A 19,745-nucleotide genomic window follows, 5' to 3' on the forward strand; every position below is an offset into this window, starting at 1 on the left:
GCCCCTGTGACAGGTCTGTGACAGTCGGCGGACACGGCCATGAAGTCGGCCCGGCAGGCTTCTCGGCACAGGCAACACAGCAGTCCGAACACCGGAAGTCCACGACGGGGGGCGCGAGATGAACACGCTGAAGGGCACCAGCACCAGCGCAGTGGTCACGCGTCTGCACGACGTGCACGCACACCGGGGTTCCGAGAAGTCCGGTGCTGATGGGGGCCCATCCCGCGTGAGCGGATTCGAGCGTGGGGGAGGGCGGGGGTGCGCTCGCGGCACCGGGCGTCAGCACACCGCCTGCATGACGGTGGTCGACGCACGCACGGGGGACACGGGGGACACGGGGAACCGGGCGGAGACGCACGGGGGACCGGCGTACGGGGAGGTTCCGGGGGAGAGGGGTTCGGTGTCGGAGGCGGAGTTCACCGCCTACGTCCAGGAGCGCCGCGCCTCCCTGTACGCCACCGCCTACCACCTGACCGGCGACCGCTTCGAGGCCGAGGACCTGCTGCAGAGCGCGCTGTTCTCGACCTACCGGGCGTGGGACCGGATCAGTGACAAGGCGGCGGTCGGCGGATACCTCCGCCGCACCATGACCAACCTGCACATCAGCGCCTGGCGGCGCCGCAAGCTCAACGAGTACCCGACCGAGGAACTGCCGGAGACGCCCGGCGACACGGACGCGATGCGCGGCACCGAACTGCGCACGGTCCTGTGGCAGGCGCTGGCCCGGCTCCCCGAACTCCAGCGCACCATGCTGGTCCTGCGCTACTACGAGGGCCGCACGGACCCGGAGATCGCGGACATCCTCGGCATCAGTGTCGGCACGGTGAAGTCGAGCATCTGGCGCTCCCTGCGCCGGCTGCGCGAGGACGAGGTCCTCAGCTTCGGCCGTGACCGGGAGGACGCCTTCGGCGAACTGGTCGCCTGAAGGTCCGGGGGGACCCGGGGGGGGATCCCCGAAAAAAAGTCGGAGCCCGGGTGTATCACGGGGGAAGTACCGGGCTCTTACTCACGGGGAAGCACCACGGGGGAACACGGGGGGACACGGGGGAGCACAAGGAAGCGGGACTGGAGGGCCGGGGGGTCCGTCCAGTCCCGTTCTCTTTTGCGTACGCGCCCCGCGTACGTCCGTCACACCGCCGTACGCGTCGTACGGGCCGTGGGGCGACGGCCCGCCGCCGCGGCGGCCAGGCGGCCCATCGCCTCGTCCCGGTCGCAGGCGTGGGCGCCCAGGGCCGTCTGCCGGGCGATGATCGACCGTTCCCGGCGCATCAGCCGCCAGCCGCGGCGCAGCAGGAACGGCACGGACTTGCGGCCCTCCCGCAGATCCCGCAGGAAGCGTCGGCGGAACGTCGTCAGAGGCCCCCGGCTCAGGCACAACGCGTCGGCCAGGACGCCCAGTTCGCGGCAGCGCGACACGATCTCGGCGGCGAAGATGCCCTCCGCCAGGAACAGCGGGGTGCGTCCGATGCCGACCGCCTCCTCGCCGGTGCGGGCGCTGAGCGCGATGTCGTAGACGGGCACCTGGGTGCGGCCCGACCGGCACAGCTCGGTGATCGCGGCGACGGCCGCGTCCGCGTCCCACGAGCCGGGGTGGTCCCAGTCGATGTCGGAACTTCCCTCCACCAGCGGCAGCGTCGGGTCGGTGCCCTCCTTGTAGAAGTCGTCGAGCCGCAGCACCGGGAGACCGGAGTGGGCGGCGAGGAGGGACTTGCCGGAGCCGGAGGGGCCGCAGAGCAGCACGACTCGCGTCGGTATGGGCGGATGGGAGGTCACGGGACACCAGTGTGAGGCATCGGCGGGCCGCCGTACGAGCCCGCCGGCCGGCTTTGCAGCGCGCGTCACACTCCCACCACGCCACGCGGTGACCTGATCACCCTCCGCGGTGTTGTCACCGTAGTCCGAAGCAACCCGCGGCACCCCGCGGCGACATGAGGTGGCAGCAGCGATGGCCCGACACGTCTCCCTCCACATCCCGAACGCCCGGCGCGCCCTGGGCGTCCTCGCGACCACCGCAGCGGCCCTGGCGGCAGGCGCGGCGACGGCGTCCGCGGACGGCGGTGGGCCGGCCGCCGGCCCGGCGCGGCCCCGGGTCGCCTCGTCGGACCCCGTCGACCCGCAGGCGGGTGTGCGGGCGCTGACCGGCAGTGTCGGCTTCGCCACCGGCCCGGTCGCCGATCTCAGGCCCAACCCGCCGGCCGGCACCGGCGTGGACCCGCTCGACAACGGCGTCGGCACGCAGGTGGCCGACTTCCGGCCGGTGTCCTCGACGGAGCTGACCCGGCCGGTGGCCCAGGCGCGGTCCGTCGGCGCCGTGCCGGCGGTGGGGCGGGTGACCGGGGCGCTGCGCTGAGGGCCGCCGCCCCTGGGACGCGCGGAGCCGCGCCGTCCCCGGACGGGGGGAGGGCGCGGCTCGCTCGCGGGTGCCCGGGAGGTGGGCGCCCCGGTGCCTCAGTGCCTCAGTGCCTCAGTACGAGGAACCCGAGGCGCCCAGCGAACCCGTGGGGTGCCAGACCGTCTTGGTCTCCAGGAAGGCCGTCATGCGGTCGATACCGGGCGTCGCCGACCAGTCGTCCACAGGCTGTGGACGCAGGACGCGCTTCAGGTTGTCCGCCGCCGCGATCTCCAGTTCCTTCGCCAGCGCCTCGTCGGCGCCCGCGAGGTCGATCGCGTTGACGTCCTGGTGGGCGGCCAGCGGCGCCGCGATCTCCGCCGTACGGCCGGACAGGACGTTGACCACGCCGCCGGGGAGGTCGGAGGTCGCCAGGACCTCGCCGAGGGAGAGGGCCGGGAGCGGGGCCTTCTCGCTCGCGATCACCACCGCCGTGTTGCCGGTGGCGACGACCGGGGCGACGACCGAGACCAGGCCCAGGAAGGAGGACTCCTGCGGGGCGAGGACGGCGACGACGCCGGTCGGCTCCGGGGAGGAGAGGTTGAAGAACGGGCCCGCGACCGGGTTCCCGCCGCCGACCACCTGGGCGATCTTGTCGGTCCAGCCCGCGTACCAGACCCAGCGGTCGATCGCGGCGTCGACCTGCGCCGCCGCCTTCGACTTCGACAGGCCCTCGGCGCCGGCGACCTCGGCGACGTACTGGTCGCGCCGCCCCTCCAGCATCTCGGCGATCCGGTACAGGATCTGGCCGCGGTTGTACGCCGTCGCGCCGGACCAGCCGCCGAACGCCTTGCGCGCGGCGACCACCGCGTCCCGAGCGTCCTTGCGGGAGGAGAGCGGGGCGTTCGCCAGCCACGTGCCCTTCGCGTCTGTCACCTCGTACACCCGGCCGCTCTCGGAACGCGGGAACTTCCCGCCCACGTACAGCTTGTAGGTCTTGAACACCGACAGTCGTGCGTCAGACATCGAGGTACGCCTCCAGGCCGTGGCGGCCGCCCTCGCGGCCGAAGCCCGACTCCTTGTAGCCGCCGAACGGCGAGGTCGGGTCGAACTTGTTGAACGTGTTGGACCAGACGACGCCCGCGCGCAGCTTGTTCGCGACGGCCAGGATCCGGGAGCCCTTCTCGGTCCAGATGCCCGCCGACAGCCCGTACTGCGTGTTGTTCGCCTTGGCGACCGCCTCGTCCGGGGTGCGGAAGGTGAGGACCGACAGCACCGGACCGAAGATCTCGTCGCGGGCGATGGTGTGCGCCTGGGTGACGTGGGTGAAGAGGGTCGGCGCGAACCAGTAGCCGGCCGAGGGCAGTTCGCAGGACGGCGACCAGCGCTCGGCGCCCTCCGCCTCGCCCTGGTCGGCGAGCGCGGTGATCCGGGCGAGCTGCTCGGCGGAGTTGATCGCGCCGATGTCGGTGTTCTTGTCCAGCGGGTCGCCAAGGCGCAGCGTGGACAGGCGGCGCTTGAGGGAGTCCAGCAGCTCGTCGTGGATCGACTCCTGGACGAGGAGGCGCGAGCCCGCGCAGCAGACCTGGCCCTGGTTGAAGAAGATGCCGGTGACGATGCCCTCGACGGCCTGGTCGATCGGGGCGTCGTCGAAGACGATGTTGGCGCCCTTGCCGCCCAGTTCGAGCGTGAGCTTCTTGCGGGTGCCCGCGACCGTGCGCGCGATCTCCTTGCCGACGGCCGTGGAGCCGGTGAAGGCGACCTTGTTCACGTCGGGGTGCGCGGTCAGCGCGGCACCGGCGCGGCCGTCACCGGTGACGATGTTGACGACACCCCTGGGGAGCCCGGCCTGACGGCAGATGTCCGCGAAGAACAGGGCCGACAGGGGGGTCGTCTCGGCGGGCTTCAGGACGACCGTGTTGCCCGTCGCGAGCGCCGGGGCGATCTTCCACGCCAGCATCAGGAGCGGGAAGTTCCACGGGATGACCTGGCCGGCCACGCCCAGCGGCCTCGGGTCGGCACCGAAGCCGGCGTGGTCGAGCTTGTCGGCCCAGCCCGCGTAGTAGAAGAAGTGCGCGGCGACCAGGGGCAGGTCCGCGTCGCGGGTCTCCCGGATCGGCTTGCCGTTGTCCAGGGTCTCCAGGACGGCCAGCTCACGGCTGCGCTCCTGGATGATCCGGGCGATGCGGAACAGGTACTTGGCGCGCTCGGAGCCGGGCAGCGCCGACCACTTCTCGAAGGCCCTGCGGGCGGCCTTCACCGCACGGTCGACGTCCGCCTCGCCGGCCTCGGCGACCTCGGAGAGGACCTCCTCGCTGGAGGGGGACACGGTCTTGAAGACCTTGCCGTCGGCCGCCTCGGTGAACTCGCCGTCGATGAACAGGCCGTACGACGGGGCGATGTCGACGACCGCGCGCGACTCGGGCGCCGGCGCGTACTCGAATGCAGAGGTCTGCTTTTCCATGGTCATGGGGTCTCAGTCCACCGTCACGTAGTCGGGTCCGGAGTAGCGGCCGGTGGCCAGCTTCTGGCGCTGCATCAGCAGGTCGTTCAGCAGCGAGGAGGCGCCGAAGCGGAACCAGTGGTTGTCCAGCCAGTCCTCGCCCGCCGTCTCGTTGACCAGGACCAGGAACTTGATCGCGTCCTTCGCGGTGCGGATGCCGCCGGCCGGCTTGACGCCGACCTGGACGCCCGTCTGCGCGCGGAAGTCGCGGACCGCCTCCAGCATCAGGAGGGTGTTGGACGGGGTGGCGTTGACGGCGACCTTGCCGGTGGACGTCTTGATGAAGTCGGCGCCCGCCAGCATGCCGAGCCAGCTCGCGCGGCGGATGTTGTCGTACGTCGACAGCTCGCCGGTCTCGAAGATGACCTTCAGGCGGGCGGACGTCCCGCAGGCCTCCTTCACGGCGACGATCTCGTCGTACACCTTCAGGTAGTTCCCCGCGAGGAAGGCCCCGCGGTCGATGACCATGTCGACCTCGTCGGCACCCGCCGCGACGGCCTCGCGGACGTCGGCCAGCTTGACGGCCAGCGAGGCGCGGCCCGCCGGGAACGCCGTGGCGACCGAGGCGACCTTGACGCCCGAACCGGCGACGGCCTCCTTGGCGACGGGCACCATGTCGGGATAGACGCAGACGGCCGCCGTGGCGGGGCTCGTCCGGTCCGTCGGATCGGGGCGGACCGCCTTGGCGCCGAGCGCCCGGACCTTGCCCGGGGTGTCCGCGCCTTCCAGCGTCGTCAGGTCGACCATGGAGATGGCCAGGTCGAGCGCGTACGCCTTCGCGGTGGTCTTGATGGAACGGGTGCCGAGCGAGGCGGCGCGCGCCTCCAGGCCGACCGCGTCGACGCCGGGCAGCCCGTGGAGGAAGCGGCGCAGCGTGCTGTCGGACGCGGTGACGTCCGTGAGTCCGTGAGAGGACGCAGCGGATGCAACGGGTGCAGCGGATGCAGTGGTGGGCATGGTCACCAGACGAGCATATCTACGCGCGTAGCGGCTGTACAGTCCCCGGCGCCCGTCCCGTCGGCCCGCACCGCGGCCGGGGGTCGCCCGGGCCGCCGACCGGCACCGCGGCCGAGGGGCGCACGGGACGTCGGGCACAATCTGCACCATGACGACCCCGGAGCCCCAGTCACCCGCGCCCCAGCCACCGGAACCCGCGTCCAAGGACCGGGTCTACCGCTCGCTCGGGGGCATCGCCGGCGGCGTCCTGCTGCTCGCCCTCGTCTTCTGGCTCGGCATCGACGCGGTGGTCTCGGGGGAGGGGAACACCCCGTGGACGGCGCTCGCCCTCATGCTGCTCGTCGTGCCGCTCGGCGCCGCCTTCACGGTGCGGCCGGCCGTCTTCGCCAACGAGGAGCGGCTGCGCGTCCGCAACCCGCTCCGCGTCGTCGTACTGCCCTGGGACCAGGTCGCCACGCTGCGGTCGGGCTACTCCAACGAGGTCGTGGCCCGGTCCGGCACCAAGTACCAGCTGTGGGCCATCCCCGTCTCGCTGCGGGCACGCAAGAAGGCGGCCCAGCGGGAGGACCGGCGCCAGGCCGGGGACACCCGCGGGCGCGGCGGCCTCGGCGGGCTGACCGGCGGCCGCGGCGGCCCCGGGGCCCTGCCGGACGGGCCGGTACGGTCGGAGGGCGACCAGGCGATGGACGAGTTGCGCGCACTGCTCGAGGCGCGTGAGGCGCGGGCCTCGGAGCCGGCCGGCGCCGCCCGGGAGGAGGCCGGCGCAGCCCGGGACGAGGACGGTGCCGCGCAGGGCGGGGTCGGCGTCCGCTGGGCCTACGAGATCATCGCGCCGACGGTGGCCGGGGCCGTGCTGCTGGCGGTGCTGCTGGCCGTGGGGTGAGGCCGGTCGGCCACGGGGCGGCCGCGGTACCGGCCTGAACGCCAGAACCCGGCCTTCCTGCCGCGCCTGCGCCTCCACCGGCCTCGGTCTCGGTCTCGGTTAAGCACCCGACGGGGTGCCCCCGGGTGGGGGCACCCCGTCGGGTGCGCGGTGCGCGGGGAGACTTCGTCAGATGCCCGCCGCTGCCGAGAGGTCCCGCTTCAGTGCCGTCAGCAGCTCCGTCGCCTTCGCGCGGGCCGCGGGGAGGCCGGCGTGCCCGGCGACCGGGACGACGACCTCCAGGTAGCACTTCAGCTTGGGCTCCGTGCCGCTCGGGCGGACGATCACCCGGGCGCCGTCGAGCGTGTAGCGCAGGCCGTCCGTGGGCGGGAGCGTGCCCGTGCCCCGGGTGAGGTCCTCGGCCTTCGTGACCGCCAGACCGGCGAGCCGGGCGGGCGGCTGCTCCCGCAGGCGCCGCATCGCAGCGGCGATCAGGGAGAGGTCCTCGACGCGGACCGAGAGCTGGTCGGTGGCGTGCAGGCCGTGCTCGACGGCGAGGTCGTCGAGGAGGTCGAGGAGGGTGCGGCCCGCGGCGGAGCCGCTGTCGGACGCGGTCGCCTTGAGGACGGAGGCCAGTTCCGTGATCAGCAGCGCCGCGGTGATGCCGTCCTTGTCTCGGACGCCGTCGGGGTCGACGCAGTAGCCGAGGGCCTCCTCGTAGCCGTAGCGGATGTTCTCCACGCGGGCGATCCACTTGAAGCCGGTGAGGGTCTCCTCGTACGGCAGGCCCGCCTTCTCCGCGATACGGCCGAGGAGGGAGGAGGAGACGATCGACTCGGCGAACGTGCCGTGCGCTCCGCGGGAGACCAGGTGGGCGGCGAGGAGCGCGCCGACCTCGTCGCCGCGGAGCATGCGCCAGTCGGTGCCGTCGTGGACCGCGACGGCGCAGCGGTCGGCGTCCGGGTCGTTGGCGATGACCAGGTCGGGTCCGGTCTCGCGGGCCTTGGCGAAGGCCAGGTCCATCGCGCCGGGCTCTTCCGGGTTGGGGAAGGCGACGGTCGGGAAGTCCGGGTCGGGCTCGGCCTGCTCGGCGACGAGGTCGGGGGCGGGGAAGCCGGCGCGGGCGAAGGCCGCGAGGAGGGTTTCCGTGCCGACGCCGTGCATCGCCGTGTAGACGGTGCGGGCGGTGCGCGGGGAGCCGGGGGCCAGGACGGCGTCCGTGCGGGCGAGGTAGGCGTCCAGGACGGAGTCGTCCAGGGTCTGCCAGCCGGACTCGGGGCGGGGGACGTCGTGCAGGGAGCGCACCGCGTCGATCTCCGCGGCGATGCCGGCGTCGGCGGGGGGCACGATCTGGGAGCCGTCGCCGAGGTAGACCTTGTAGCCGTTGTCACGGGGCGGGTTGTGGCTGGCGGTGACCTCGACGCCGGCGACCGCGCCCAGGTGCCGGATGGCGAAGGCGAGGACGGGGGTGGGGAGGGGGCGGGGGAGGACGGCGGCGCGCAGGCCGGCGCCGGTCATGACGGCGGCGGTGTCGCGGGCGAAGTCGGCGGACTTGTGGCGGGCGTCGTAGCCGATGACGACGAGGCCGGCCGTGTCGTCCCCGTGGGGGGTGCCCTGCTTCTTGAGGTACGCGGCGAGGCCGGCGGCGGCCCGGATGACGACGGCGCGGTTCATGCGCATCGGGCCGGCGCCCAGTTCGCCCCGCAGGCCCGCGGTGCCGAACTGGAGGGTGCCGGCGAAGCGCGCGGTGAGCTCGGCGTGGTCCTCGGCGTCGATGAGCCCGGCGAGCTCCGCGCGGGTGTCCGGGTCGGGGTCCTCGGCCAGCCATGCCCTGGCCCGTGCGAGGAGGTCGTCGTGCACGTCGGTCAGCCCTTCGTGTCGTGTGGTCGGTGGGTCGTGCGTCGTGCCTGCGGCGGCCTGTGGCGGTTCGGTGGGGGTGCGGGATGCCTGCGGCGGCCTGTGGCGGGTTGGGTGGGGGTGCCGGGGCCTCCGGCGGTGGGGGCGGGCGGTGCCTGCGGCGGCCTGTGCGGGTTCGGTGGGGTGCGCGTAGCGCGGTGCGTGGTCTGTGGGTCGGGGCGGGGCCGGGAGGTGTCCGTCCTCGGAACGGCGCGGAATCGGTCGGCCACGGAAGTGGTCGGCGTTGACGCGCCAACCGCTGCGGGCGGACACCCCCCGACCCGTCCCCTTCCCGCCGTACGCGGCCATCGGCCGTCCCGCTGCGCCCTCCCGGCTGCGGGCCGTCGCGCCGCTCGCCCCGGCTGCGGGCCGTCGCGCCGCTCGCCCCGGCTGCGGGCAGTCGTGCCGCCGGGGCGGGCACCCCGTAGCGCCGGGCTACGCGACCCACCCCCGGTCAGCCATCGCGCCGGGTGAGTCGAGGGCGCCGCGCCACGAGACCGGGCGCGGCGCCCCGTACCCCGGGTTACAGCCGGCCCAGCACCCGCGTCAGCAGCGCACCCATCCGCGTCGCCGAGTCGCGGCCCGCCTGGAGGACCTCCTCGTGGTTGAGGGGCTCGCCCGTCATGCCCGCCGCCAGGTTGGTCACCAGCGAGATGCCCAGCACCTCCGCGCCGGCCTCGCGGGCGGCGATCGCCTCCAGGACCGTCGACATGCCGACCAGGTCGGCGCCGATGACGCGCGCCATGCGGATCTCCGCCGGCGTCTCGTAGTGCGGGCCGGGGAACTGGGCGTAGACGCCCTCCTCCAGCGTGGGGTCGACCTCCTTGCACAGGGCGCGCAGGCGCGGCGAGTAGAGGTCGGTCAGGTCCACGAAGTTCGCGCCGACGATCGGGGAGGTCGCGGTGAGGTTGATGTGGTCGCTGATCAGGACCGGCTGGCCGGGGCGCATGCCCTCGCGGAGGCCGCCGCAGCCGTTGGTCAGGATGATCGTCTTGGCGCCGGCGGCGACGGCCGTGCGGACGCCGTGGGAGACGGCGGCGACGCCGTGGCCCTCGTAGTAGTGGGTGCGGCCCAGGAAGACCAGCGCGCGCTTGTCGCCGATGGAGTACGAGCGGATCCTGCCGCCGTGCCCCTCCACTGCGGGCTTGGGAAAGCCCGGCAGGTCGGTGACCTGGAGATCCGCCTCGGGGTCGCCCAGGGCGTCCACGGCCGGTGCCCAGCCGGAGCCCATCACGAGGGCTACGTCGTGGGTCTCGGCGCCGGTGAGTTCGCGCAGGCGGGCCGCGGCGGCGTCGGCGGCGGCGTAGGGGTCGCCCTGGATGTCGTCCGGAAGAAGAGATGCGTTCACGCCGATGAGGGTAGCCGCTTTACGCCTACGCGCGTAGATGACGGAGCTCACGGGATCGGGATTGTTGTTTTGTTATTTCTGACGAAGCCGTCGCTCAGCAGGGGCGCTTGCGCAGCTCCATGACGTAGTCGTGGGGCGCGCCCGCCGATTCCGCCGCGTCGGCCACCTCGCCCAGGTACCGGGCGGAGGGCAGGCCGCCCTCGTAGGCGTTCAGGACGTACGTCCAGGCGCCCTCCTCGCCGTCCAGGGTGTGGACGCGGACGCGCATGCGGCGGTATATGTCCAGGCCCACGCCCTCCCAGCGGTCGAGCGAGTCCTCGTCCATCGGGGCGACGTCGTACAGGGCCACGAAGACCTGGGAGACCGGGTCCTCGACCAGGGTCGCCAGCGCGCCCTCCCAGCCCATGTGCTCGCCCCCGAAGGTCAGCCGCCACCCGTTCAGCCAGCCGGTGGCGCGCAGCGGCGAGTGAGGGGCGCGGCGGGTCATCAACCGCGCGTCGAGGTTGCCCGCGTATGCGGCGTAGAGCGACATGGGGAGAGCGTACGGCAGGCGTCCCGCGAGTCGCTCTCGTCACAGACGTGCCCCCGGGCGGCCCCTCGTCGAGCGGTACGGGACAATGGAGTACGTGACTCGGATCGTGATCATCGGTGGCGGACCCGGCGGATACGAAGCGGCGCTCGTGGCCGCACAGCTCGGCGCGGAGGTGACCGTCGTCGACTGCGACGGCCTGGGCGGGGCGTCGGTGCTGACCGACTGCGTGCCGTCCAAGACCCTCATCGCCACGGCCGAGGTGATGACCACCTTCGACTCCTCGTACGAGGAGCTGGGGATCATCGTCGCCGACGACACCCCGCCCATGGAGCAGGCCGCCCGCGTGGTCGGCGTGGACCTGGGCAAGGTCAACCGGCGCGTGAAGCGGCTCGCGCTCGCCCAGTCGCACGACATCACCGCCTCCGTGACGCGCGCCGGTGCGCGGGTGATGCGCGGGCGCGGCCGGCTGGAGGGCATGCAGGCGCTCGACGGGTCGCGCAAGGTCGTGGTGCGGGCCGCCGACGGGAGCGAGGAGACGCTGACCGCGGACGCGGTGCTCATCGCGACCGGCGGGCACCCGCGGGAGCTGCCCGACGCGCGCCCCGACGGTGAGCGGATCCTCAACTGGACCCAGGTCTACGACCTGGAGGAGCTGCCGGAAGAGCTCATCGTCGTCGGATCCGGTGTCACCGGTGCCGAGTTCGCCGGTGCCTACCAGGCGCTGGGGTCCAAGGTGACCCTCGTGTCGTCGCGCGACCGCGTGCTGCCCGGCGAGGACCCGGACGCCGCCGCCGTCCTGGAGGACGTGTTCCGGCGCCGCGGCATGAACGTCATGGCGCGGTCGCGGGCCCAGTCCGCCAAGCGGGTCGGGGACCGGGTGGAGGTGACGCTGGCCGACGGGCGCGTCATCACCGGGTCGCACTGCCTGATGGCCGTCGGCGCCATCCCCAACACCGAGGGCATGGGTCTGGAGGAGGCCGGGGTCAAGCTCAAGGACTCCGGGCACATCCGCACCGACCGGGTCTCGCGCACCTCGGCTCCCGGCGTCTACGCCGCCGGCGACGTCACCGGCGTGTTCGCCCTCGCCTCGGTGGCCGCGATGCAGGGCCGCATCGCCATGTACCACTTCCTCGGCGACGCGGTCACCCCGCTCAACCTCAAGACCGTCTCCGCCAACGTCTTCACCGACCCCGAGATCGCCACGGTCGGGTACTCGCAGGCCGAAGTCGACGCCGGCAAGATCGACGCCCGCGTGGTGAAGCTGCCGCTGCTGCGCAACCCGCGCGCCAAGATGCAGGGCATCCGGGACGGCTTCGTCAAGATCTTCTGCCGGCCGGGCACCGAGATCGTGGTCGGCGGCGTGGTCGTGGCACCGCGCGCCTCGGAGCTCATCCATCCCATCTCCATCGCGGTCGACAACAACCTGACGGTCGAGCAGATCGCCAACGCCTTCACCGTCTACCCCTCGCTCTCGGGATCGATCGCCGAGGTCGCGCGGCAACTGCACACCCGGAAGACCAACGGAGAGGGCTAGGCGGCCGGAATCCACTCCCCGCCGGTCACGGGGAGTCGCGGATCCTGCGGGTGGCATAGGCGGCCGGAGTAGGCGTGTATACCACTCCTGTCCCTACGGTGCGAACAACTTCTGTTATTCGGCGCATACTGCTGAAAGCAGACGGTCGTTGGGGTTACTGTCAGTTTCGTGTTCGCTGCAGAACGTCGCCAATTGATCCTCGAAATGGTGCGAGCGAACGGGGCCGTGTCGCTCCGTGAGCTCGCCCGCGTCGTCCAGACCTCCGAAGTGACCGTACGGCGGGACGTGCGCGCGCTGGAGGCAGAAGGACTCCTCGACCGCCGGCACGGCGGTGCGGTACTGCCGGGCGGATTCACGCGAGAATCCGGCTTTCCGCAGAAGTCCCATCTCGCGACCGCCGAGAAGACGGCCATCGCCGACCTCGCCGCGGGCCTCGTCGAAGAGGGCGAGGCCATCGTGGTGGGGGCGGGGACCACGACCCAGGAGCTGGCGCGCCGGCTCGCGCGGGTGCCCGGGCTGACCGTCGTCACCAACTCGCTCCTGGTCGCCCAGGTCCTCGCCCACGCCAACCGGGTCGAGGTCGTGATGACCGGCGGCACCCTGCGGGGATCCAACTACGCCCTGGTCGGCAGCGGTGCCGAGCAGTCCCTCCAGGGGCTGCGGGTGTCCAGGGCCTTCCTGTCCGGGAGCGGCCTGACCGCGGAGCGGGGCCTGTCCACGTCCAACATGCTGTCCGCGTCCGTCGACCGCGCGCTGGTGCAGGCCGCGGGCGAGGTCGTCGTCCTCGCCGACCACTCCAAGCTGGGCACGGACACCATGTTCCAGACCGTGCCGACGGAGCTCATCACCCGCCTGGTGACGGACGAGCCGCCCGGCCACGACGACCGTGCGGCCACCGAGCTCCAGGCCCTGGCCGACCAGGGCGTGCAGATCGCCGTGGCCGGGGCGTCGGGGGGTGCGGGCGGCGCGGGAAACCCCCAGACCGCCGGGGCTGACACCGCCCCGGCGCGTCCGCAGCGCCGGGACGTGCCGCTGCCCGGGCCGCGCCGTCAGGTCCCCGGCGCGGGGCCGGCGCTGCGCACGGCCGCGGCACTCGGCGAGCAGAGCGCCGGGACCGAACGGGCCCGGGTCGCGGACCTGCGCCGGCGCTGAGGGCCCCCACGGTCCGTCGCGTCCCCCGTGAACGGCGGGGCGCCCGGCGGACCGTGCGAGACGGTCCGCCGGGCGCCCCGGTCGTCCTGCTGTCGTGCGGGTGTCAGTCCTTGATCTCGCAGATCACGGCGCCGGACGTGACGGACGCGCCGACCTCGGCGCCCAGGCCCTTGACGGTGCCGGACCTGTGGGCGTTGAGGGGCTGCTCCATCTTCATGGCCTCCAGGACGACGATCAGGTCGCCCTCCTTGACCTCCTGGCCCTCCTCCACCGCGATCTTCACGATGGTGCCCTGCATCGGCGAGGCGAGGGTGTCGCCGGAGGCCGCGGGGCCGGACTTCTTCGCCGCGCGGCGCTTGGGCTTGGCGCCGGCCGCCAGACCCGTGCGGGCCAGGGACATGCCCAGCGACGAGGGGAGGGAGACCTCCAGGCGCTTGCCGCCGACCTCGACGACGACCGTCTCGCGGCCCGCGTCCTCGTCCGCCTCGGTGTCCGCCGGGGTGGCGAACGGCTTGATCTCGTTGACGAACTCGGTCTCGATCCAGCGGGTGTGGACCGTGAACGGGTCGGCCGAGCCGGTCAGCTCCGGGGCGAACGCCGGGTCACGCACGACCGCGCGGTGGAACGGGATCGCGGTGGCCATGCCCTCGACCTGGAACTCCTCCAGGGCACGGGCGGCCCGCTGCAGGGCCTCCTTGCGGGTCCGGCCGGTGACGATCAGCTTGGCCAGCAGGGAGTCCCAGGCCGGGCCGATGACGCTGCCCGACTCCACGCCCGCGTCCAGGCGGACGCCGGGACCGGTGGGCGGGGCGAAGGTGGTGACGGTGCCGGGGGCGGGCAGGAAGTTGCGGCCCGGGTCCTCGCCGTTGATGCGGAACTCGAACGAGTGGCCGCGCAGCTCCGGGTCGCCGTAGCCGAGCTCCTCGCCGTCGGCGATGCGGAACATCTCGCGGACCAGGTCGATGCCGGCGACCTCCTCGGTGACCGGGTGCTCCACCTGGAGGCGCGTGTTGACCTCCAGGAAGGAAATCGTGCCGTCCATGCCGACGAGGAACTCGACGGTGCCGGCGCCGACGTAGCCGGCCTCCTTCAGGATCGCCTTGGAGGAGGAGTACAGCTCCTCCATCTGGGCGTCCGACAGGAAGGGCGCGGGAGCCTCCTCCACCAGCTTCTGGTGGCGGCGCTGCAGCGAGCAGTCACGGGTGGACACGACGACCACGTTGCCGTGCTGGTCGGCCAGGCACTGGGTCTCCACGTGCCGGGGCTTGTCGAGGTAGCGCTCGACGAAGCACTCGCCGCGGCCGAACGCGGCCACCGCCTCACGGACGGCGGAGTCGTAGAGCTCCGGCACCTCCTCGAGGGTGCGGGCGACCTTCAGGCCGCGTCCGCCGCCGCCGAAGGCCGCCTTGATGGCGATCGGCAGGCCGTGCTCCTCGGCGAAGGCCACGACCTCCTCCGCGCCGGACACGGGGTCCGGGGTACCGGCGACCAGCGGGGCGCCGGCGCGCTGCGCGATGTGCCGGGCGGCGACCTTGTCGCCCAGGTCGCGGATGGCCTGCGGCGGCGGGCCGATCCAGATGAGACCCGCGTCCAGGACCGCCTGCGCGAACTCGGCGTTCTCCGAGAGGAAGCCGTAGCCGGGATGGATGGCGTCCGCGCCGGACTCGCTCGCGGCCTTCAGTACCTTGGCGATGTCCAGGTAGCTGGTGGCGGGGGTGTCACCACCCAGGGCGAACGCCTCATCAGCGGCGCGGACATGCAGAGCGTCCCGGTCCGGGTCCGCGTAGACGGCCACGCTCGCGATCCCGGCGTCCCGGCAGGCCCGGGCCACGCGGACAGCGATTTCGCCACGGTTGGCGATGAGCACCTTGCGCACGATTGAGGCTCCCTCCTTGAAACAAGCCGAGTTTAGGGACTGCCGACACGGCACTTCGACCCGTCCCCAATGGTGAGCTTGCCCACACGGAGCGTGATTCGAGGCTCGCTCGACCCGCGAAATCCCTCGCAGTACCGCGATACGCAGGACTCCTCGGGCAAACCCTAGCTCCCCGTTGTGGTCAAGGTCTCTGTAAGGGCGTGCTGCGGGCCACTCCGTTTCTTTGTGGAGTCCCTACGAATGGCCCAATGATTCTTTGCCCGCGGCAGACCCCTTGTCGCGAGGTTTACCCGTTAGTAGCGTTCAGGTCGTCTCGAACGTACTTGGGGTAACAGCTGTCCGTGCGGCAGCGGTCGAAAGTGGGTGGGGGCCGGTGGCGGTGCGCAGGCCGGTGGCGTGGATCGTGGCGGTCGTGCTCTTCGTGGAGGCGCTCGGCGTCGCCGCGCTGAACTGGTTCCTGGGCATCGTGGTGGACCGGCAGGACATGTCCCTGGCCGGTCTCGACCCGGACACCATGTCCGTGTCCTCGAAGATCGGCGGCGTTGTCTTCGGTCTCTACTTCGCGCTGTGCGGACTGGTGGCCCTGCTCGTGGCGCTGCGCGACCGGCGCCCCGCCGGCCTGGGCCGCGTCCTGCTGATCAGCGCGGCCGTCGTGCACGGGCTCCTGGGCGCCTTCACCTGGGGTCTGGTGGGCTGGAGCGCCTTCCTGTTCATGCTCCTCGTGCTCGGCCTCATCGTGCTGCTGCTGATGACCTACGACGGCCGGGAGGAACCGGCCGCCGCCGGGCCGGCCGGGGACGGCAGGGGCGACGACGGCTCGCCGGTCAGTCCTCCGCCGGCGCCCACAGCTCCGTGATGCCGACCCCGAGATCGGCCAGCAGGCGCCGGACGAGGGGCAGGCTGATGCCGATCACGTTCCCGTGGTCGCCCTCGATGCCGTCGATGAACGGCGCCGAGCGGCCGTCCAGGGTGAACGCCCCGGCGACGTACAGCGGCTCGCCCGAGGCGACGTAGGCGGCGATCTCGTCGTCGGTCGGCTCGCCGAAGCGGACGACGGTGGAGGCGGTGGCCGAGACGTGGCGGCCGGTGGCCGTGTCCCAGACGCAGTGGCCGGTCTGCAGCGTGCCCGCCCGGCCGCGCATCGCCTTCCAGCGGGCGGTGGCCTCCTCGGCGTCGGCGGGCTTGCCGAGGGCCTGTCCGTCCAGGTCCAGCACCGAGTCGCAGCCGATCACCAGCGCGCCCCGCACCTCGGGCCGGGCGGCCACCACGGAGGCCTTGGCCTCGGCGAGGGCGAGCGCCAGCTCGGCGGGGGTGGGAGCGGTCACGGCGTCCTCGTCGACGCCGCTCACGAGCACCTCGGGGGCGAGTCCGGCCTGGCGCAGCAGGCCGAGCCGGGCGGGGGACTGGGACGCGAGGACGAGCCGCCTGCGGCGCTGAGCAGTCATGGGGCCCAGCGTAGCCACCCGGGCGGGGCCGGCTCACCTCAGACCGATCACGATCATCGCCAGCACCATGGCCATGGCCAGGAGAACGCTCAGCCGCCGCAGCATGTGCTGCATGTCGCGCAGCTCTTGGGGCGGCTCGTTCTCGGGGTCGGACCACAGCATGGCACCAGCGTGCGGCCGGGCGGTCGCGGTGTGCCTGAGTACGGGTACTCAAGTTGGGGCGCGGGGTTCCGCTTCCGTGCGCGCCGAGGCGGCACGGTCCCCGCGCCCCTGAGGGGGTTCCCGTCAGCCCGGCCAGTAGGTGCGGCCCCAGGACGCCGGGCCCGGCTGGGGGAGGCGGCGGGCCGCGATGCGGGACGGGTCGGCCCACGCGTCGCGCGGGCCGTCGGCGCCGGACGGCTCGGGTTCCGCCGTCGCGGCGCGGGCGCGGACCACCGCCAGGGCGGCGGCCAGCTCCTCGGGGGTCGGGTTGCCCCGTACGACCTTGATCGTCACAGCGGCTCCTTACAGGGGGATGTTGCCGTGCTTCTTCGGAGGCAGGGATTCCCGCTTGGTGCGCAGCTGACGCAGGCCGCGGACGACGTGGCGGCGGGTGTCGGACGGCATGATCACCGCGTCGACGTAGCCGCGCTCGGCCGCCGTGTAGGGGTTGAGAAGGGTGTCCTCGTACTCCTGGATCAGCCGGGCCCGGACCGCCTCGAGGTCCTCGCCGGCCGCCTCCGCCTCGGCGAGGGTGCGCCGGTGCAGGATGTTGACGGCGCCCTGGGCGCCCATGACGGCGATCTGGGCGGTGGGCCAGGCCAGGTTGAGGTCGGCGCCCAGGTGCTTGGAGCCCATGACGTCGTAGGCGCCGCCGAAGGCCTTGCGGGTGATGACCGTGATCAGCGGGACCGTGGCCTCCGCGTAGGCGTAGATCAGTTTGGCGCCGCGGCGGATGATGCCGTCGTGCTCCTGGTCCACGCCGGGCAGGAAGCCGGGGACGTCCACGAAGGTCAGCACCGGCACGTTGAAGGCGTCGCAGGTGCGCACGAAGCGGGCGGCCTTCTCGGACGCGGTGATGTCCAGGCACCCGGCGAACTGCATCGGCTGGTTGGCGACGATGCCGACGGGGCGGCCCTCGACGCGGCCGAAGCCGGTGAGGATGTTCGGCGCGAACAGCGGCTGCGTCTCGAAGAACTCGGCGTCGTCGAGGACGTGCTCGATCACCGTGTGCATGTCGTAGGGCTGGTTCGCCGAGTCCGGGACGATCACGTCCAGCTCGCGGTCCTCGTCGGTGACCGCGAGGTCCGCCTCCTCGGGGAAGGCGGGGGGCTCGGAGAGGTTGTTGGACGGCAGGTACGACAGCAGCTGCTTGACGTACTCGATGGCGTCCTTCTCGTCGCCGGCCATGTGATGGGCGACGCCGGAGGTGGAGTTGTGGGTACGGGCGCCCCCCAGCTCCTCGAAGCCGACGTCCTCGCCGGTGACGGTCTTGATGACGTCGGGGCCGGTGATGAACATGTGCGAGGTCTGGTCGACCATCACCGTGAAGTCGGTGATGGCGGGGGAGTAGACCGCGCCGCCCGCGCACGGGCCGACGACCAGGCTGATCTGCGGGATCACGCCGGAGGCGTGGGTGTTGCGGCGGAAGATCTCGCCGTAGGCGCCGAGGGAGGCCACCCCCTCCTGGATGCGGGCGCCGCCGGAGTCGTTGATGCCGATGACCGGGCAGCCGGTCTTCAGCGCGAAGTCCATGACCTTGACGATCTTCTGGCCGTAGACCTCGCCGAGTGCTCCGCCGAAGACGGTGAAGTCCTGGGAGAACACGGCGACCGGGCGGCCGTCGACCGTGCCGTAGCCGGTGACGACGCCGTCGCCGTAGGGGCGGTTCTTGTCCAGGCCGAAGTTGGTGGACCGGTGCTGCGCGAACTCGTCCAGCTCGACGAAGGAACCCTCGTCGAGGAGGAGGTCGATCCGCTCACGCGCCGTCAGCTTGCCCTTGGCGTGCTGCTTCTCGACGGCGCGTTCCGAACCGGCGTGCGTAGCCTCCTGGATACGGCGCTGGAGATCCGCGAGCTTGCCCGCGGTCGTGTGAATGTCAGGCTGCTGCTCTTCCGGCTCGGACATCGGGATGCGGCTCCCTGCCTGCTCAAAAGGGGGGACGGTTACTCATCCGTAGAGTAGTAGGGGGTCCTCCGATCGGCAGTGCGGTGTTTCCCACACCTAGTGTGGGTTGCATGACACCCCGAGATGCCTCCGGCCCCTCCCACAGCCGCTGGTCCGACCTGGACCGGCCGCCCCTCAATGTCATGGCACTGCGCCGGGGGCTGGTGCGGGAGGGAGGGCTGTGGCGTCAGGTGGACGTGGTGCAGCGCACCGGTTCCACCAACTCCGACCTGGTGGCCCGTGCGGCCGAGGGGAAGGCGGACGAGGGCGCCGTGCTCGTCGCCGAGGAGCAGACGGCCGCGCGGGGGCGTCTCGACCGGCAGTGGACGGCGCCGGCCCGCTCGGGCCTCTTCTTCTCCGTGCTGCTGCGGCCCGCCGGCGTGGCGGTGGCCCGCTGGGGCTGGCTGCCGCTGCTCACGGGTGTCGCGGTGGCCACGGGGCTGTCCCGGGCCGCGGGGGTGGACACGGCCCTGAAGTGGCCCAACGACCTGCTCGTCACGGTGGGCGGCGAGGAGCGCAAGGCCGGCGGGATCCTGGCGGAGCGTGCCGGGGACGACGGGGTGGTCGTCGGCGTCGGGATCAACGTCACCCTGCGGACGGAGGAGCTGCCCGTCCCGCGTGCCGGGTCGCTGGCGCTGGCCGGGGCCGTGAGCACGGACCGGGATCCGCTGCTGCGGGGGGTGCTGCGGTCGCTGGAGGACTGGTACGGGCGGTGGCGGTCGGCCGGGGGCGACCCGGCGGTGAGCGGGCTGCAGGAGGCGTACGCGGCGGGGTGCGCGACGCTCGGCCGGGTGGTGCGGGCGGAGCTGCCGGGGGACCGGTCGCTGGTGGGGGAGGCGGTGGCCGTGGACGGGGACGGGCGGCTGGTACTGGCGACGGAGGCGGGTGTGCAGGAGCCGGTGGGGGCGGGGGACATCGTGCACCTGCGGTTGGCGTGAGGGGGCGCTTGCCGTCGGCGGGCGGAGGCGCCGGCCGGCGGGCGCGCTCGCCGTCGGCGTGACGTGGCCCCCTGCCGGGGCCCTGGGGTGGATGCGGTCCCCGCAGGGCGCACGGGGGCGCCGGGTTCGGTGGGTGGGCCGCGCTGCCCGGCGGTACGGAGTGCCGCCCCGCGTCCACCCGTGCCGCCCCCGGGTACCTCCAGGGCTGTTCAGGCGCCGGGGGAGGCA

General features: G+C 72.8%; 19 protein-coding genes. 7 read left to right on the plus strand and 12 right to left on the minus strand.

All coding sequences use genetic code 11. The features are described 5' to 3' along the window. Window positions 1-118 precede the first annotated feature (118 nt). Window positions 119-925 (plus strand): SigE family RNA polymerase sigma factor, encoded by an 807-nt coding sequence (locus AC0VYN_RS04310; RefSeq protein WP_475534848.1) that lies wholly within the window; start codon window positions 119-121, stop codon window positions 923-925. A gap of 203 nt (window positions 926-1,128) precedes the next feature. Here AC0VYN_RS04310 and AC0VYN_RS04315 read toward each other — a convergent pair whose 3' ends face one another. Further along, window positions 1,129-1,842 (minus strand): uridine kinase, encoded by a 714-nt coding sequence (locus tag AC0VYN_RS04315; RefSeq protein WP_475534849.1) that lies wholly within the window; start codon window positions 1,840-1,842, stop codon window positions 1,129-1,131. 103 nt (window positions 1,843-1,945) lie between these two features. Here AC0VYN_RS04315 and AC0VYN_RS04320 point away from each other — a divergent pair, with 103 nt between their 5' ends. After that, a complete protein-coding gene (locus AC0VYN_RS04320) occupies window positions 1,946-2,350 on the plus strand; it encodes a hypothetical protein (RefSeq protein WP_475534850.1) in 405 nt (134 codons plus the stop codon). A gap of 114 nt (window positions 2,351-2,464) precedes the next feature. Here the strand turns inward: AC0VYN_RS04320 and AC0VYN_RS04325 are convergent, their stop codons facing one another. Genes AC0VYN_RS04325 through deoC form a run of 3 tightly spaced genes read right to left on the minus strand, consistent with a single transcriptional unit; the run spans window position 2,465 to window position 5,789 of the window. Beyond that, window positions 2,465-3,355: an aldehyde dehydrogenase family protein gene (locus AC0VYN_RS04325; protein WP_475534851.1), complete on the minus strand. Its 891-nt coding sequence runs from the start codon at window positions 3,353-3,355 to the stop codon at window positions 2,465-2,467. Continuing rightward, window positions 3,348-4,793 (minus strand): aldehyde dehydrogenase family protein, encoded by a 1,446-nt coding sequence (locus AC0VYN_RS04330; protein WP_475536811.1) that lies wholly within the window; start codon window positions 4,791-4,793, stop codon window positions 3,348-3,350. Before AC0VYN_RS04330 ends, AC0VYN_RS04325 begins: the two co-directional genes overlap by 8 nt. Before the next feature lie 12 nt (window positions 4,794-4,805). After that, window positions 4,806-5,789 carry a deoxyribose-phosphate aldolase gene (gene deoC / locus AC0VYN_RS04335; protein ID WP_385471677.1) on the minus strand — a complete coding sequence of 328 codons (984 nt, stop codon included), beginning with the start codon at window positions 5,787-5,789 and terminating at the stop codon, window positions 4,806-4,808. A 148-nt stretch (window positions 5,790-5,937) separates the two neighbouring features. Between deoC and AC0VYN_RS04340 the strand changes: the two genes are divergently transcribed. Continuing rightward, window positions 5,938-6,672, plus strand: coding sequence for a PH domain-containing protein (locus AC0VYN_RS04340; RefSeq protein ID WP_475534852.1), 735 nt, complete (start codon window positions 5,938-5,940; stop codon window positions 6,670-6,672). Between the two features lie 168 nt (window positions 6,673-6,840). Here the strand turns inward: AC0VYN_RS04340 and AC0VYN_RS04345 are convergent, their stop codons facing one another. The 3 genes from AC0VYN_RS04345 to AC0VYN_RS04355 all read right to left on the minus strand — a co-directional run bounded on the left by AC0VYN_RS04345 (window position 6,841) and on the right by AC0VYN_RS04355 (window position 10,427). Beyond that, window positions 6,841-8,511, minus strand: a complete 1,671-nt coding sequence (locus AC0VYN_RS04345; protein ID WP_475534853.1) for a phospho-sugar mutase — start codon at window positions 8,509-8,511, stop codon at window positions 6,841-6,843. Window positions 8,512-9,070: 559 nt separating this feature from the next. Then, a complete protein-coding gene (locus tag AC0VYN_RS04350; RefSeq protein WP_385472347.1) occupies window positions 9,071-9,895 on the minus strand; it encodes a purine-nucleoside phosphorylase in 825 nt (274 codons plus the stop codon). 94 nt (window positions 9,896-9,989) lie between these two features. Next, window positions 9,990-10,427, minus strand: coding sequence for a gamma-glutamylcyclotransferase family protein (locus tag AC0VYN_RS04355; protein WP_385472350.1), 438 nt, complete (start codon window positions 10,425-10,427; stop codon window positions 9,990-9,992). A gap of 85 nt (window positions 10,428-10,512) precedes the next feature. Here AC0VYN_RS04355 and AC0VYN_RS04360 point away from each other — a divergent pair, with 85 nt between their 5' ends. Continuing rightward, window positions 10,513-11,961: an NAD(P)H-quinone dehydrogenase gene (locus tag AC0VYN_RS04360; protein ID WP_475534854.1), complete on the plus strand. Its 1,449-nt coding sequence runs from the start codon at window positions 10,513-10,515 to the stop codon at window positions 11,959-11,961. 168 nt (window positions 11,962-12,129) lie between these two features. Next, a complete protein-coding gene (locus AC0VYN_RS04365; RefSeq protein ID WP_475534855.1) occupies window positions 12,130-13,113 on the plus strand; it encodes a DeoR/GlpR family DNA-binding transcription regulator in 984 nt (327 codons plus the stop codon). A gap of 103 nt (window positions 13,114-13,216) precedes the next feature. Here AC0VYN_RS04365 and AC0VYN_RS04370 read toward each other — a convergent pair whose 3' ends face one another. After that, the gene (locus AC0VYN_RS04370) at window positions 13,217-14,989 is read right to left on the minus strand and encodes an acetyl/propionyl/methylcrotonyl-CoA carboxylase subunit alpha (RefSeq protein WP_385471041.1); all 1,773 of its coding nucleotides are present in this window, start codon (window positions 14,987-14,989) and stop codon (window positions 13,217-13,219) included. A 373-nt stretch (window positions 14,990-15,362) separates the two neighbouring features. Between AC0VYN_RS04370 and AC0VYN_RS04375 the strand changes: the two genes are divergently transcribed. Then, complete coding sequence (locus AC0VYN_RS04375; RefSeq protein WP_475534856.1) at window positions 15,363-15,845, plus strand: hypothetical protein; 483 nt, start codon at window positions 15,363-15,365, stop codon at window positions 15,843-15,845. Here the strand turns inward: AC0VYN_RS04375 and AC0VYN_RS04380 are convergent. The 4 genes from AC0VYN_RS04380 to AC0VYN_RS04395 form a co-directional block, all read right to left on the minus strand. Then, window positions 15,814-16,434, minus strand: coding sequence for a Maf family protein (locus AC0VYN_RS04380; protein WP_385471045.1), 621 nt, complete (start codon window positions 16,432-16,434; stop codon window positions 15,814-15,816). The two genes, AC0VYN_RS04375 and AC0VYN_RS04380, sit on opposite strands and share 32 nt — an antisense overlap. A gap of 33 nt (window positions 16,435-16,467) precedes the next feature. Then, window positions 16,468-16,596: a morphogenic membrane protein MmpB gene (gene mmpB, locus AC0VYN_RS04385; protein WP_475534857.1), complete on the minus strand. Its 129-nt coding sequence runs from the start codon at window positions 16,594-16,596 to the stop codon at window positions 16,468-16,470. A gap of 123 nt (window positions 16,597-16,719) precedes the next feature. Continuing rightward, window positions 16,720-16,929, minus strand: coding sequence for an acyl-CoA carboxylase epsilon subunit (locus tag AC0VYN_RS04390; protein WP_385471047.1), 210 nt, complete (start codon window positions 16,927-16,929; stop codon window positions 16,720-16,722). Window positions 16,930-16,938: 9 nt separating this feature from the next. Continuing rightward, window positions 16,939-18,540, minus strand: a complete 1,602-nt coding sequence (locus AC0VYN_RS04395) for an acyl-CoA carboxylase subunit beta (RefSeq protein ID WP_475534858.1) — start codon at window positions 18,538-18,540, stop codon at window positions 16,939-16,941. A 110-nt stretch (window positions 18,541-18,650) separates the two neighbouring features. Between AC0VYN_RS04395 and AC0VYN_RS04400 the strand changes: the two genes are divergently transcribed. Continuing rightward, window positions 18,651-19,517, plus strand: a complete 867-nt coding sequence (locus tag AC0VYN_RS04400; RefSeq protein WP_475534859.1) for a biotin--[acetyl-CoA-carboxylase] ligase — start codon at window positions 18,651-18,653, stop codon at window positions 19,515-19,517. Window positions 19,518-19,745 lie beyond the last annotated feature (228 nt).

It is taken from the genome of Streptomyces sp. 63XJN7_1_ISO-PGPR-S23-121, from assembly GCF_056173025.1.